Raw genomic sequence first — 14,017 nt, forward strand, 5'->3', positions numbered from 1 at the left:
GCCGTCGGTCACACTTCGGACTATTACTGACTGAACAGAGAAAAAAATAATGAATGTGCTGCTCTATTTTCTGGTGGTGGTTATCTGGGGAACCACCTGGATTGCGATTTTCCTGCAACAGGGGCCGGTCGCTGCGCCAGTGTCGATTTTCTGGCGCTTTGCCGTCGCCAGCGTCACCCTGATGGTGGTGCTGAAAGTGATGGGTCGATTGCGTAAATTGCAGGTGCGCGATCATCTGTTCTGCATCATCCAGGGCTGCTGCGTGTTCTGCTTTAACTTCTGGTGTTTTTACACCGCGGCGAAGTGGATCAACACCGGGCTGGAATCGGTGATTTTCTCAATGGCGGTGCTGTTTAACGCCATCAACAGCTTCCTGTTTTACCGCCAGCAGCCGCCGGGACGTTTTTACCTCGCCGCCCTGCTCGGGTTAATCGGCATCGTGACGCTGTTCTGGGATGATTTGCAGGCCAGCGGCCTGAGCACCGAACTACTGATGGGCATCGGCCTGAGCGCATTGGGCACGTACGGCTTCTCGCTGGGCAACATGCTGAGTATTCGCCACCAGCGCCGAGGACTGGAAACGCTGACCACCAACAGTTGGGCGATGCTGTACGGCACGATAGTTATGGGCGTGATTGCACTGATCCGCGGCGATAATTTCATGCCTGAGTTCACCTTCAGTTACATGGGGGCGCTGCTGTATCTGGCGATTTTCGGTTCAGTTATCGCTTTCGGGGCCTATTTTACCCTCGTCGGACGCATCGGCCCGTCCAACGCGGCGTACAGCACCCTGCTGTTCCCATTGGTGGCGCTGACCATTTCTACGTTCTATGAGGGTTACGTCTGGCACGCCAATGCGGTGTTTGGCCTGGGGCTGATTCTGGTGGGTAATCTGGTGATGTTTGCGAAACCGGAAACCTGGTTTAAACGCGGCGTGATGCGTAAAAGCGCGGCATAAAAAAACCGGCGGTTTGCGCCGCCGGTTCTCAGAATGACTTCAAATTCACGACTGATTCGGCGTAAATTTCACGGCATCAATCGCCATCTCATCAATTACCGCTTTCAGCGTTTCCGCCGTCAGGGGAGTGTTCTCGTTCGCGAGGTCCTGGCCCTCACCTTTACGTACCACTTTGATCACTGGCTTATTGGTTTTCGGATCGATAAGCTCGCCTTCAAAATAGAGATTGGTGTCCATGGTGCGGTGCCCTGTCGCCATTTGCGTTCCCGCTACCACTAACGCGACCGGGATGACCTCGTAGAACTGTAGCCCTTCTTTGCTTGAATCCACTCCGGTAATGGCACCACGGAAAATCAGGCTGCGCGGGCCTGCGGTGGTGACCAGCGGTTTCCTTTCAGAAATCGCTTTTTTCATTTCCTGGTTGGTGTAATTCAGTATCTCAGCCATTGCCTGTTCGCCAAACTGGGTCGTCGGTTTAGGCACCGGATAATATACAATTGGGTTATAAACAATATTATCCCAATCAGCCGGATTATAATTCGGGTCAATCCAGCGGAGTTCCGGCTTCCCAGACGCAGAAGTCGTTTCCTTAAGGTTAGAATAGTTTTTCAGAAAGCCAGAATACTTCTCCGGCTGAGCGATTTTAGATGCACATCCTGTTAACGCTAACGTGACTGCAATGGCGGCCACTTTAAAAATAGTTTTGCTACGCATAAATGAGTCCCTGTAAAAGTACAAATGCGCCCTCTTTATAGCAAAACGTCACGGATAATGTTGTAGGAAAAAAAGCGAAGGCGAATATATTCGTAAAATAATGATCACCTGCCGAAATGACAGGTGATATGTAGGGTTTATTTTACATCTACCTGATAGAACAGATGCTTACCAAACGGGTCGATTTCATAACCGCTGACGTTTTTGCGCACCGGTTCGAAAATGGTCGAATGGGCAATCATTACCGCGGGCATCTGGTCGTGCATCATCTGCTGCGCCTGCTGATACAGCGCGGTGCGTTTCTGCTGATCGGTTATCGATTTCGCTTCAGCGATAAGCTTATCGAACGGCGCATAGCACCACTTCGCCGAGTTCGAACCGCCGTTGGCTGACTGGCAGGTAAACAGCGGGCCGAAGAAGTTATCCGGATCGCCCGTCGCCGTTGTCCAGCCCATCAGCGCGGCTTGATGCTCACCGTCTTTCACCCGTTTCAGATATTCGCCCCACTCATAGGTCGTGATGGTGGTTTTGACGCCGATTTTCGCCCAGTCAGCCTGGACCATTTCCGCCATGCGCTTGGCGTTCGGGTTATACGGTCGCTGCACCGGCATCGCCCATAAATCGACGCTTAAACCGTCGGGATAACCCGCCTCTTTCAGCAGCGCTTTAGCTTTCTCCGGGTCGAAATCGTAATCCTTCAGCGCGCTGTCGGCGCTCCACACGCCCGGCGGCAGCAGATTTTTCGCGACCGTACCGGTACCGTGGAATACCGCATCAATGATCGCCGGTTTGTTAATGGCCATCGCCAGCGCCTGACGCACTTTCACGTTATCAAACGGCGGCTTTTGGGTATTGAACGACAGGAAACCGGTATTCAGCCCGGCCTTGCTCATCAGGTTAATGTCTTTGTTTTCTTTCATGCGCGGCAAATCGGCCGGATTGGGGAACGGCATTACCTGACACTCGTTTTTCTCGAGCTTGGCATAACGCACCGAGGCATCCGGCGTGATGCTGAACACCAGTCGGTCAATTTTAGCCTTGCCCTGCCAGTAATCCGGGAAGGCAGTGTACAGAATGCGGGAGTCTTTCTGGTACTGCGCCAGCTTAAATGGTCCGGTCCCTACCGGGTTCATGTCGACGCGCTCCGGCGTGCCCGCTTTCATCATCGCATCGGCATATTCACTGGAGAGAATCGAGGCGAAATACCAGGCCAGATCCGCCACAAACGGCGCTTCCGGGTGCGCCAGGGTGAAACGTACCGTATGGTCATCCACTTTGTCGATTTGGGTAATCAGCTTGCCAAATTCGAGGCTTTCGAAGTTGGAATAACTGCCGCCGGACACCTTATGATACGGGTTGTTTTCATCCTTTTGACGCATGAACGAGAAGATAACGTCATCGGCGTTGAAATCCCGCGTCGGGGTAAAGTATTTGTTGCTCTGGAACTTCACGCCCTTGCGCAGATGGAAGGTGTAGACCTTCCCGTCGTCGCTCACGTCCCAGCTTTCCGCGAGGCTTGGCACCAGTACCGTAGTACCCGGTGTGAAATCCACAAGCCGGTTATACACCGGCACAGCGCTGGCATCGACGCTGGTCCCCGAGGTGTAGAGCTGCGGGTTAAAGTTCTCCGGTGATCCTTCCGAACAGTACACCAGCGTCTTCGCCGCCACGGTGGAACTTACCGTCAGGGCCGCTATCGCCAGTGCCAGCGTTGTCAGTTTGCTTTTCATGTCCTTTTCCTGTTCTTATTGATTTAGACTTCAATTGATACCATCAAACACAAATTGCAAACACCTGATAACTAGAATAAAGAAGGAATCACTATGTCTTCTCCGCTTGCCAGTCAATTAACCCAACGCTTCTTCCGCTACCTGGCTATCACCAGTCAAAGCGATGCCAGCGCCACCACGCTGCCGACCACTGTCGGTCAGCATGAAATGGCGCGCGAGCTCGCCCACGAGCTGGCACAGCTGGGTCTGGAGAGCATTGAAATTGACGAACACGCCACCGTCACCACGGTGAAAAAAGGGAACGTCGACGGTGCGCCACGCGTCGGTTTTATCACCCATATTGATACCGTAGACGTCGGTTTAGCACCGGATATTCATCCACAAATCCTGCATTTTACTGGTCAGGATCTCTGTCTGAACGCCGAACAAAACGTCTGGCTGCGCGTCAATGAGCATCCTGAAATCCTCGCCTATCCCGGTGAAGAGATTATTTTCGGCGACGGCACCAGCGTGCTCGGGGCGGATAACAAAGCGGCGGTCACCGTGGTGATGACTCTGCTGGAGAATTTGACGGAGCAACATCGTCACGGCGATATCGTGGTGGCGTTCGTGCCGGATGAAGAAGTGGGCCTGCGCGGGGCCAAAGCGCTGGATCTGGAGCGTCGCTTCAATGTCGATTTCGCCTGGACGATCGATTGCTGCGAGCTTGGCGAAATTGTTTACGAGAACTTTAACGCCGCCGCCGCGGAAATCCGCTTCACCGGCGTAACCGCCCACCCAATGTCATCCAAAGACGTGCTGGTGAACCCATTACTGATGGCCACGGATTACATCAGTCATTTTGACCGTCAGCAAACGCCGGAACACACCGAGGGCCGCGAAGGCTACGTCTGGTTTAACGGCATGGACGCGGTGCAGAGCCAGGCGATTCTGCGCGCCAATATTCGTGATTTTGACCTGCACAGTTTTGAGCGCCGTAAACAGCAAATTGCCGACGTCGCCGCAAAGATTGCCGCGCAGTATCCGACGGGTAAAGTGGAATTTCAGATTAGCGATACCTACAGCAACATCAGCAACGCCGTGGGTGAAGATCGTCGCGCTATCGACCTGATGTTTGAGGCAATGGAAAGCCTGGGGATTACGCCGAAACCAACGCCGATGCGCGGGGGCACCGATGGCGCAGCGCTGTCAGCCAAAGGGCTGCTGACCCCGAACTTCTTCACCGGCGCACACAACTTCCACTCGAAGTTTGAGTTTTTGCCGCTGAAATCGTTCGAGGCCTCGTACAACGTTGCCCTTCAGCTGTGTCTGCTGGCTGCGCGTTAAGCGGGTTTGCGCGCGAGCATAGTGGCGAAACGCAGTTTAATGCGATTGCCGTTGGCGTCGGTGCGGTGTAACTCACCGACGTCCTCGTTATAACGGTCAAACTCCCAGCCTGCGTAGTAATCCTTCAGCTCGCCCTGCTTAAAGGCAAACGGGAAACCGACGTTACATGGATAGTCGTCGGTATCCATCGCCGCTACGATCAGGTTCCAGCCGCCCGGTTTGGTGCAGCGCTGCATGTTGGCGATCAACCCCGGAATGGTGTCGGCCTGGAGGAACATCATCACTACGGTCGACAGAATAAAGTCATAGTCGTCCTCGAACGTCAGCGTATTGAGGTCGACCTCTTTAGATCGCAGGTTCTCGAGCCCTTCCGCCTGACGAACCGTTTCCAGATGATTAATGCCCGCCGGGTTCTTATCCGACGCCGTCACATCAAAGCCGTTCGCCGCCAGATACAGGCTGTTACGCCCGTTGCCACAGCCTAAATCGAGGGTTTTACCCGGCGCAATTTTCGTTGCCGCATGCAGCACTTCCGAGTGGGTGCGCGTCATGCCGTATTTATCAGTGAAGTAATTTTCATCGCAGCGGGTCATCGGGAGTCCTTATCGGCTATCGGTTTATGCTTTAAAGATGCATTTTAAAAGAATCTTATGGGTCGCGTCACTGAGATTCTTTGCTACGTTTATGTTAAGCCCCCGTTACGAGAAGAGTGATGAACAAGTACCGTCTCAGCGAAATTTCACGCGTATACAGCTATCAGCAAGATGGCGAAAAGAAAAGCGTCACCTTGTGGCAGATTATTGCCCTGCGTGATTTCACTGACGTGCTGCAGGGCACCGCGGGCGGCTGGATCGACGCTGAAACAGCGCTCAGTCACGACGGTGACTGCTGGATTTACGACGAAAATAGCGTGGTGTTTGCCGACGCGAAGATAACGGGCAATGCGCGCATTACGCAGGCCTGTACTCTGTCGCACGGCGTGGTGATTGAAGATAACGCCTGGATAGACGGCGCGATTATCAGCCATCAGGCACAGATAAGTGACAACGTCACGGTTCAACATTCGCGGGTGCGTGGAAAATGCCATATTTTCGGCGAGGCGCGCATTCTCAACGAGTGCGACATTATCGCCGCCATGGGTTTAACGCCCGACAGCACGCAACATCTGCAAATCTACGATCGCGCCACCGTTAGCCGCTCCCGGGTGGTGCATCAGGCGCAAATCTACGGTGAGGCGATGGTCGATCAAGCGTTTATTGAACATCGGGCCGAAGTGTTCGACGCCGCGCTGTTGCAGGGCAACGAAGAAAACAACGTCTGGGTGTGTGACTGCGCGAAAGTTTACGGCAATGCACGGGTGGTGGCGGGCAACGGCGAAGACGCGATCCCCACGTTGCGATACAGCTCGCAGGTGGCGGAAAACGCGGTGGTCGAAGGCAACTGCGTGCTCAAGCATCACGTGCTGATCGGCGGTCACGCCTGGCTGCGCGGCGGGCCGATTCTGCTCGACGACAAAATCCTGATTGAGGGCAACGCGCGGGTCATCGGCGATGTGGTTATCGAGCATCGCGTCGAAATCTGCGGCAACGCCATTATCGAAGCCTATGCCGGCGACCGCATTCACATTCGCGGACGCAAGGTTATCAACGGCGACGAACGCGTGACTCGCACGCCGCTGCTCGGCTCACTCTAAAACCTCGTCGATTATCCGGCCGTAAATGTTCTGGTCGTGATAATGGCCGTTGAGAAACTCCGCCTGTTTCAGGCAACCTTCCAGTAAAAACCCGTTGCGCAGCGCCACCTGGTTGCTGCGCTCATTCTCAACCCGACACTTAATCACAAACCGCCGCACTTCACCCTGCTGCGCGTAATAATGCATAAACGCCTGCAAGCAACGGCTGATAATCCCCTGTCCTTGATGCGCTTCATCTAACCAGTAGCCGATGTAGCCCGTCTTGTTCAGCGGTTCGATTGCGTTAAACGACAGCACCCCCACCACGTCATCACCCTGCACAATCATGAAAACCTTGGCGTAACCGCGCTGGTGCAACATCCGGTTACTGAGCAGGTTTTGCCGGGTATCGTCTTCCCCACCGACAAACTGCGGCCAGTTCAGCGAATGCTGTAGCCAGTGGCGATTGCTAAGAACCAGTTGGTGCAGCGGTGAAACAAAACGCTCATGCGCTGCATGCAGCGAAAGCCCCTTTGAAACCGGGATTGTCTCGTCCTGCAGTGGAAGTTCTTCGATCATGATGACTCCTTTTTGCCAGCGAAAACGCACTAAAACAATGCACACCTTCATCACAACTGTGCGCCATGGCTGGGTATAGTGCGCAAAACCCGCGCTGACGCGGCACGCCCGGCTGGCACGTCTCTTGCTTTACTCGTTTGTAACCCAAAGGAGAGACAACAAGATGAAAGCAATCGTGATTGGTGGTGGAATTGGTGGCCTCTCTGCGGCCATCGCCCTGAAGCAGTGCGGCATTGAAACCGAGGTTTATGAAGCTGTTAAACAGATTAAACCGGTTGGGGCCGCCATTTCAATCTGGCCAAACGGCGTTAAGTGCCTGAATTGGCTGGGTATGAAAGAGCAACTGCGAAAATTAGGGGGACCACTGGAGTATATGTCCTATCGCGATTTCCGCCATAACCAGACCATGACGCGTTTCAGCCTCGACCCGCTGGTGCAAAGCGTCGGCGAACGCCCGTGGCCGGTGGCCCGCGCCGGCCTGCAGGACATGCTGCTCGACACCTACGGCCGCTACGACGTGCAGTTCGGCAAACGGGTGGTGAGCGTGGAATCTTTTGCGGACGGCGTGCGCGCCACCTTTGAAGACGGACACACCGCCGAAGCGGATCTGCTGGTCGCCGCCGACGGTGCGCATTCGGCGATCCGCTCATGGGTGATTGGCTATCAGACAGAGCGCCGCTACGCCGGGTACGTCAACTGGAACGGACTGGTCGCTATCGACGACTCTCTCGCGCCCGCCAACCAGTGGACGACCTGGGTCGGTGAAGGCAAACGCGTGTCGTTGATGCCGGTCGCCGGGAATCGCTTCTACTTTTTCTTCGACGTGCCGCTACCAACCGGACTGGCAGAAGACCGGGACACCGCGCGCGCAGATTTACAGCGCTATTTCAGCGGCTGGGCTGACCCGGTGCAGCAGCTGATTGCGCAGATTGATCCGCAGACCACCAACCGCATTGAAATACACGACATCGAACCGCTGGAAACGCTGGTGCGCGGGCGCGTGGCGCTGCTCGGCGACGCCGGGCACAGCACCACGCCGGATATTGGCCAGGGCGGCTGTGCGGCGATGGAAGACGCGGTGGTACTGGCGATGACCCTGCAAACGCACTCGCTGGGCATTGAAGACGCCCTGCTGCGCTATCAGGAAAAACGCGCCTGGCGGGTGAAGGATTTGGTGCTCAAAGCGCGTAAACGCTGCGACGTGACCCACGGCAAAGATATGCAGGAAACCAAAGCCTGGTACGCCGATTTGTACCACGAAACCGGCGACCGCATTTTGGCCGGGATGCGCGAGACCATCGTCGGCGGCCCGTTAGGTTGAGTGGCTTTGCCCGGCGGCATTGCCTTTGCCGGGCCTACAACGTCTCAATCGTAGGCCCGGTAAGCGCGAGCGCCACCGGGCTTGACGCGCCTTACTTCATTACGCGGTCATCAACGTACTGACGTTTATCCGCTGCCGGCGGGAAATACTGGTACAGCCAGGTTTCGCTGACCGCATCGCCCTGACAGCGCAGGAACATGCGCATTTCAACCGGGTCGGTAGAGTCGTTGGTCGGATACCAATCGAACAGGATCCGATAGCCGTCGAACGGTTCGACGTACAGAATCTCCACCTGCTTCGCTTCACCGTTAGACAGGGTGATCACCGGCTCAATGCCTTTCGGTGCCGCTGCTTTCAGGTCGCCGCCGACAAAATCGATAGCGAAACGACGTGCCCATTTCTCAGGGTAATGCTCGCCCGGCGCCCAGCCTTCCGGGAAACCACCCATACCGGTACGGGTTGCCATCACGCGCGCTAACGGGGAACGTACCGGCGGCTGTGCGGCCCAGTACAGACGATATTTGAAGTCCAGCTCGTCGCCCGCCTTCACCGCTTTCTTCGGCTGCCAGAAGCAGACGATATTATCCAGGGTTTCACCGGTCGTCGGGATTTCCATCAGCGATACGGCGCCTTCGCCCCACTGGTTACGCGGCTCGACCCACAGGCTTGGGCGTTTGTCGTACCAGCCCATGACGTCCTGATAGTGTGAGAAATCGCGGTCAAGCTGCAGCAGACCAAACCCACGCGGGTTTTTGTCCTGGAAGGCGTTGAACTGCAGTTTCTGCGGGTTGTTCAGCGGGCGGCAAACCCACTCGCCGTTACCACGCCACATCGCCAGGCGATCGGAGTCGTGGATTTGCGGGTGAATGGTGTCGCAGGTGCGGCGTTCGTTGTTGCCGCAGCTGAACATGCTGGTCATCGGGGAAATGCCGAGCTGTTTGATGTCTTTACGCGCAAAGATGTGGTTTTCCACATCCATGATCACCTGCGTTTCCTGGCAGTTGACGGTGAACTTGTAGGCCCCGGTGACGCTTGGGCTGTCGAGCAGCGCATACACGGTGAAGACCGTGGCGCCCGGTTTGACGGTTTCAAACCAGAACGAGGTGAAGTCCGGGAACTCTTCCGGCGTGTCGGTGAAGGTATCCACCGCCAGGCCACGGGCGGACAGGCCGTACTGCCAGGTGTTGTCGACCGCGCGGAAGTAGCTCGCGCCGAGGAACGACACGATATCGCGGCGCGCCAGTTCAGGGGCTTTAAAGGTACGGAATCCGGCGAAACCGAGATCGGTCTGCCCTTCCAGTTGTTTGGTGTCGACGCCCGCGTCGTTGTATTTGAACAGCTCCGGGCGGAAGTGAATTTCACGCGCCTGCTGTGAAACGGTATCGAGGGAGAACATGCGCACGCGGCGGCGGAAGCCCATCCCGACGTGGAAGAACTGGATATCCAGCTTGCGATCTTCGATGTTATTCCACAACGACTGAGAGGCGTCGTACTGAATGCTGTTGTAAGCCTGCGGCGTCAGCTCTGCCAGGGTTTTTGGCAGGTCTTTCGGTGCGCCGCCCCACGGCTGGCTCGCCAGATCGCGCGCCATGGATTGCAGAACGGAGTAGTCAAAGCGGCGGGTTTGTCCATCGGCAATCGACGAGTCGTCGGCCAGTGCGGCTTTGGAGAATAGTGACGCGATTCCAGTTGTAGCGCTCACCGCGGCTACAGCCATTGAAGATTTGATAAAGTGTCTGCGGTTCATGCCTGAGTCAGCGTCCTTCTGTGATAATCGACTTCGCTAAGAATCGCCCACTCTAGACAAAAAACGCTGATAATCCAATTGCTGGCGGTACAAAATGCGCCTAAACCGGGAAATAAATAATTGCGATCGGAAGACCCTGAATCCTGCTGTAAATTTTGGTCAATCCATAAAAAGCAAAAGCCCCGGGAGCGATAACGCTGCCGGAGCCTTATATCCGCGGGTTTACTTAACGCTAACGTCGATGCCCGGGAAATATTTCGCGGCGAGTTTGGTGATAGTGCCGTCGGCGCGCACTTTATCGATAGCCGCATCCAGCTGTTTCTTCTCAGCGGCGTCACCTTTGCGCAGGCCAAAGCCAATGCCGCTGCCCAGAATGGTGTCATCAGCTACTGGCTTGCCGATAAAGCCAAAACCTTTGCCCTGCGGCTTGCTGAGGAACCCGGCCTGCCCGGCAGCAGACATCACCAGCGAGGCGTCGATGCGACCGTTGAGCAAGTCTGCCCATGCCATGTTCTGATCTTTATAGGACACCACGGTCACGCCGTGCTTTTCCCAATGCTCTTTGGCGTAGGTTTCCTGGATAGAACCCTGCAACACGCCGATAGTTTTACCGTTCAGCCCTTCCGGCGTGGCCTGCATCCCGCTGCCTTCTTTACCGACTAACTGCGATGGAATGCGGTAAATCGGCTGGGTGAAAGCGATACTTTTGCGCCGCTGCTCGGTGATGTTCATCGCCGAGTTAATGGCATCGAATTTCTTGGCCACCAGGCCTGGGATCAGCGAATCAAACGAACTTTCTACCCAACTGCATTTCAGCTCGGCAGCTTTACAGATGGCATTACCCAAATCGATATCAAAACCCTGCAGTTCGCCCGCAGCATTCCGGCTTTCAAACGGCGGATATTCCGCTTCCACGCCGAAACGCAGCTCGCCTGCCGCAAAGGAAGAGACCGAACAGAACAGGCCCATGCCCACAATCAATGCTTTCAGTTTCATCGCCAACGCCCCTTAACGTGATTTAACCTGACACAGGGCCGCAGCGCCTGCCCGTAATGTGGCCTCATCTTTAGCAAAAGAGAGGCGAATCAATTTGTTGTCTGTCCCGTCGGTATAAAACGCCGACAGCGGAATGGTCGCCACACCGTGATCAACTATCAGGCGTTTCACCATTTCACTGTCGCTTTCATCACTGAAATGGCTGTAATCAGCCAACAGGAAGAACGAGCCCTGGCTTGGCAGCAGCTTAAACGGAGACTCCGCCAGCAGGGTTTGCAGCAGGTCGCGCTTGCGCTGATAAAACGCCGCCAGCGACAGCCAGGTTTGCGGATCATTCATATGTTTCGCGAATGCATACTGCATGGGCGTATCGGCGGAGAACATCAAAAACTGATGCACTTTGCAGATTTCATCCATCAGTTCCGCCGGAGCCACGCAATAACCCACACGCCAGCCGGTGACATGATAAGTCTTACCAAACGACGAAATAATTACGCTGCGCTCTGCCAGCTGCGGGTGCGTCGCCATACCGTGATGCGGCTGACCGTCGAACACTACATGCTCGTACACTTCGTCAGACAGGACCACAATATCGGTGTTACGCGTCAAGGCCGCAAGCTGTTGTAAATCGTTGGCATCGAACACTTTCCCGCTTGGGTTATGCGGCGTGTTGATAATGATCATCCGCGTACGCGGCGTGATTGCCGCGCGCACCTCGTCCCAGTTGACGGTGAAATCCGGCACCGTCAGCTTGATGGCCACCGGTGTGGCGCCCTGTAAACGGACAATCGGCGCATAGCTATCGAATGACGGTTCAAAATAAATGACTTCATCGCCCGGATGAACCAGTCCGCTAATCGCGGAATAAAGTCCTTCGCTGGCGCTGGCGGTGATCAGCACTTCGCTGTCAACGTCGTACTGCGTGCCGTACAAATCGGCAATTTTCTCCGCGATACGCGTTTTCAGAGCATGCAGCCCGGTCATCGGCGCATACTGGTTATGCCCCTCTTCCATCGCCCGCGTCACGCCCTGCACCAGTCGCGTATCGCAGGCAAAATTTGGCGCGCCCTGGGATAAATTAATGGCGTTATGCTGAGAAGAAAGCTGGCCAATCACGGTAAAGATGGTGGTGCCCACATCGGGCAGCTTGGTACGGGTTTTCACCGGCGAACGCAGAGTCATTGCCAATCCTTTCTCAGTAAATATGCATAACTATTCAATACAAAGCCTCAGAAGGCGACAATCGAATTGTTGTCATAGTAGCCATGAGAAAATTGCATAGCTGGCAGCAGAGTCTAGACTTACAGCAGGCAAATTCAGGTGAGCAACAATGAAAAGAATCGCGATAGTCGGCAGTGGCCCAACCGGCATTTATACCTTTTTCTCGATACTGAAGAACCCGATCCCGGTCGCCATTACGGTGTATGAACGCGCCGAGGAAGCGGGCGTCGGGATGCCTTACGCGGATGAAGACAACTCCCGCCTGATGCTGGCGAACATAGCCAGCATTGAAATTCCACCGATATTTAGCCGCTATCTGGAATGGCTCAAAAGTCAGAGTCCGGCGCATCTGGCGCGCTATGGCGTGCAGACCGACACCTTACACGAGCGCCAGTTTTTGCCGCGGATTTTACTCGGGGAATACTACCGCGACCAGTTCTTGCAGTTAGTCGACCAGGCAAAACGCCAGGGTTTTGAGGTTACGGTGAACGAGTCCTGCGAAGTCACGGACCTCAAGGTTACGGACGCGGGCGTGACCCTGTGGGCTGAAGGTGAAGCCGTTGCAGCGCCCTTTGATTTAGCGGTGATCGCCACCGGGCACGTCTGGCCGGACGACGACACGGCGACGCGCACGTATTTTCCCAGCCCGTGGTCCGGCTTGATTGAAGCCAAAATCGACGCGGGCAACATCGGCATTATGGGGGCCTCGTTAAGCGCCATTGACGCCGCGATGGCCGTTGTCGTGCAGCACGGGAAGTTTACAGAGACCGACGACCAGCCCACGCAATTCACGCTCGACGATGCCAGCCAGGCCTTGCAGATTACGCTACTCTCCCGCTCGGGGATTTTACCCGAGGCTGATTTTTACTGCCCACTTCCCTATGAGCCACTCGCCATAGTGACGGAATCGGCGCTTCAGCGGGAAATTGCCGCCGGAAGCGACGGATTACTCGACCGCGTATTTGCGCTGATCGTTAAGGAACTTGAACATGCCGACCCGGCGTGGAGCGCGAAAATCGCCCTTCACACCTTAAATGCAGATACCTTCGCGAAAGCATGGTTTGCCGACCGTCATCAGCACGGGCCATTCCACTGGGCGGAAGCGAATTTGCAGGAGGTCGAACGTAATAAACGTGACAAACACACCGTGCCCTGGCGCTACACCATTCTGAGACTTCACGAGCCGGTAGAAGATATCGTGCCGTCGCTGACTGACGCAGACCGGGAACGCTTTAAGCACGGGCTGGCGAAGGTGTTTATCGATAACTACACCGCTATTCCGCCGCAGTCTATTCGCCGCCTGCTGGCCCTGCGTGAGGCCGGGATCCTCAGTCTGCATGCCCTCGGCGAGGATTACACCATGACGGTGAAAGACAACGGCACCGTTATTTCGGGTCAGGATGGCACTTACGAATTCGATACTTTTATCGATGCCCGCGGGCAGAAATCGATGAAGATAAAAGATTTGCCGTTTCCCTCTTTACGCCAGCAGCTTGAGACCACCGGAGAGGATTTTCCTGACGTCGCCGATGACTACACCTTGCTGGAGCCGCCCTGCATGCGCGGGCGTATCGCCTTTGGCGCCCTGCCGTATTTGATGCATGACAGGCCGTTTGTACAAGGCCTGACGGTCAGTGCTGAAATCGGGGAAAACATCGCCAGTGCGGTGTCAAAACCGGCCGATCGTTGCCGTAGGCGATTGCCGTTTATCGAGTTGTAGCGCTATGTCATACTCGCCATGAATAAATTGCAT

The 14,017-nt window shown here is 55.4% G+C and carries 12 protein-coding genes; 5 read left to right on the forward strand and 7 right to left on the reverse strand.

The genetic code is table 11. The features are described 5' to 3' along the window. The first annotated feature begins 49 nt into the window (after positions 1-49). Complete coding sequence (locus MUU51_RS07235) at positions 50-958, forward strand: DMT family transporter (RefSeq protein WP_159774731.1); 909 nt, start codon at positions 50-52, stop codon at positions 956-958. A gap of 45 nt (positions 959-1,003) precedes the next feature. On the opposite strand, the gene MUU51_RS07240 is transcribed toward MUU51_RS07235, so the two are convergent. After that, a complete protein-coding gene (locus MUU51_RS07240; RefSeq protein ID WP_258967477.1) occupies positions 1,004-1,672 on the reverse strand; it encodes a DUF3313 domain-containing protein in 669 nt (222 codons plus the stop codon). A 137-nt stretch (positions 1,673-1,809) separates the two neighbouring features. After that, positions 1,810-3,402 carry an ABC transporter substrate-binding protein gene (locus MUU51_RS07245; RefSeq protein ID WP_159774727.1) on the reverse strand — a complete coding sequence of 531 codons (1,593 nt, stop codon included), beginning with the start codon at positions 3,400-3,402 and terminating at the stop codon, positions 1,810-1,812. A 93-nt stretch (positions 3,403-3,495) separates the two neighbouring features. Here MUU51_RS07245 and pepT point away from each other — a divergent pair, with 93 nt between their 5' ends. After that, a complete protein-coding gene (gene pepT, locus MUU51_RS07250; protein ID WP_258967478.1) occupies positions 3,496-4,728 on the forward strand; it encodes a peptidase T in 1,233 nt (410 codons plus the stop codon). Here pepT and tehB read toward each other — a convergent pair. Continuing rightward, positions 4,725-5,321, reverse strand: a complete 597-nt coding sequence (gene tehB, locus MUU51_RS07255; RefSeq protein WP_258967479.1) for a tellurite resistance methyltransferase TehB — start codon at positions 5,319-5,321, stop codon at positions 4,725-4,727. The two genes, pepT and tehB, sit on opposite strands and share 4 nt — an antisense overlap. Positions 5,322-5,440: 119 nt before the next feature. On the opposite strand from tehB, the gene ydcK reads away from it, so the two are divergent. Then, a complete protein-coding gene (ydcK, locus tag MUU51_RS07260; RefSeq protein ID WP_258967480.1) occupies positions 5,441-6,421 on the forward strand; it encodes a YdcK family protein in 981 nt (326 codons plus the stop codon). Here ydcK and rimL read toward each other — a convergent pair. Beyond that, positions 6,413-6,979 (reverse strand): 50S ribosomal protein L7/L12-serine acetyltransferase, encoded by a 567-nt coding sequence (gene rimL, locus MUU51_RS07265; RefSeq protein WP_258967481.1) that lies wholly within the window; start codon positions 6,977-6,979, stop codon positions 6,413-6,415. The two genes, ydcK and rimL, sit on opposite strands and share 9 nt — an antisense overlap. Positions 6,980-7,142: 163 nt before the next feature. Here rimL and hpxO point away from each other — a divergent pair, with 163 nt between their 5' ends. Further along, on the forward strand, positions 7,143-8,300 hold the full coding sequence (gene hpxO, locus MUU51_RS07270) for an FAD-dependent urate hydroxylase HpxO (RefSeq protein ID WP_159774716.1): 1,158 nt from the start codon (positions 7,143-7,145) through the stop codon (positions 8,298-8,300). A gap of 91 nt (positions 8,301-8,391) precedes the next feature. On the opposite strand, the gene MUU51_RS07275 is transcribed toward hpxO, so the two are convergent. The 3 genes from MUU51_RS07275 to MUU51_RS07285 all read right to left on the reverse strand — a co-directional run bounded on the left by MUU51_RS07275 (position 8,392) and on the right by MUU51_RS07285 (position 12,225). Beyond that, a complete protein-coding gene (locus MUU51_RS07275; RefSeq protein ID WP_159774714.1) occupies positions 8,392-10,047 on the reverse strand; it encodes a glucan biosynthesis protein D in 1,656 nt (551 codons plus the stop codon). A 222-nt stretch (positions 10,048-10,269) separates the two neighbouring features. After that, positions 10,270-11,043 carry an ABC transporter substrate-binding protein gene (locus tag MUU51_RS07280; protein ID WP_159774712.1) on the reverse strand — a complete coding sequence of 258 codons (774 nt, stop codon included), beginning with the start codon at positions 11,041-11,043 and terminating at the stop codon, positions 10,270-10,272. A gap of 12 nt (positions 11,044-11,055) precedes the next feature. Beyond that, positions 11,056-12,225, reverse strand: a complete 1,170-nt coding sequence (locus MUU51_RS07285) for a pyridoxal phosphate-dependent aminotransferase (RefSeq protein WP_258967482.1) — start codon at positions 12,223-12,225, stop codon at positions 11,056-11,058. A gap of 148 nt (positions 12,226-12,373) precedes the next feature. Here MUU51_RS07285 and MUU51_RS07290 point away from each other — a divergent pair, with 148 nt between their 5' ends. Then, positions 12,374-13,984 (forward strand): FAD-NAD(P)-binding protein, encoded by a 1,611-nt coding sequence (locus MUU51_RS07290; protein ID WP_258967483.1) that lies wholly within the window; start codon positions 12,374-12,376, stop codon positions 13,982-13,984. The last annotated feature ends 33 nt before the right edge of the window (positions 13,985-14,017 follow it).

The sequence above is a fragment of the Scandinavium manionii genome, assembly GCF_024764775.1.
GTDB classification, from domain to species: Bacteria; Pseudomonadota; Gammaproteobacteria; order Enterobacterales; family Enterobacteriaceae; genus Scandinavium; species Scandinavium manionii.

Excerpts from the sequence above, each read along its gene's own strand:
- MUU51_RS07245 (WP_159774727.1), bottom strand. The coding sequence starts at position 3,402 with ATGAAAAGCAAACTGACAACGCTGGCACTGGCGATAGCGGCCCTGACG.
- rimL (WP_258967481.1), bottom strand. The coding sequence starts at position 6,979 with ATGATCGAAGAACTTCCACTGCAGGACGAGACAATCCCGGTTTCAAAG.
- tehB (WP_258967479.1), bottom strand. The coding sequence starts at position 5,321 with ATGACCCGCTGCGATGAAAATTACTTCACTGATAAATACGGCATGACG.
- hpxO (WP_159774716.1), top strand. The coding sequence starts at position 7,143 with ATGAAAGCAATCGTGATTGGTGGTGGAATTGGTGGCCTCTCTGCGGCC.
- MUU51_RS07240 (WP_258967477.1), bottom strand. The coding sequence starts at position 1,672 with ATGCGTAGCAAAACTATTTTTAAAGTGGCCGCCATTGCAGTCACGTTA.
- MUU51_RS07285 (WP_258967482.1), bottom strand. The coding sequence starts at position 12,225 with ATGACTCTGCGTTCGCCGGTGAAAACCCGTACCAAGCTGCCCGATGTG.
- MUU51_RS07275 (WP_159774714.1), bottom strand. The coding sequence starts at position 10,047 with ATGAACCGCAGACACTTTATCAAATCTTCAATGGCTGTAGCCGCGGTG.
- MUU51_RS07235 (WP_159774731.1), top strand. The coding sequence starts at position 50 with ATGAATGTGCTGCTCTATTTTCTGGTGGTGGTTATCTGGGGAACCACC.
- MUU51_RS07290 (WP_258967483.1), top strand. The coding sequence starts at position 12,374 with ATGAAAAGAATCGCGATAGTCGGCAGTGGCCCAACCGGCATTTATACC.
- MUU51_RS07280 (WP_159774712.1), bottom strand. The coding sequence starts at position 11,043 with ATGAAACTGAAAGCATTGATTGTGGGCATGGGCCTGTTCTGTTCGGTC.
- ydcK (WP_258967480.1), top strand. The coding sequence starts at position 5,441 with ATGAACAAGTACCGTCTCAGCGAAATTTCACGCGTATACAGCTATCAG.
- pepT (WP_258967478.1), top strand. The coding sequence starts at position 3,496 with ATGTCTTCTCCGCTTGCCAGTCAATTAACCCAACGCTTCTTCCGCTAC.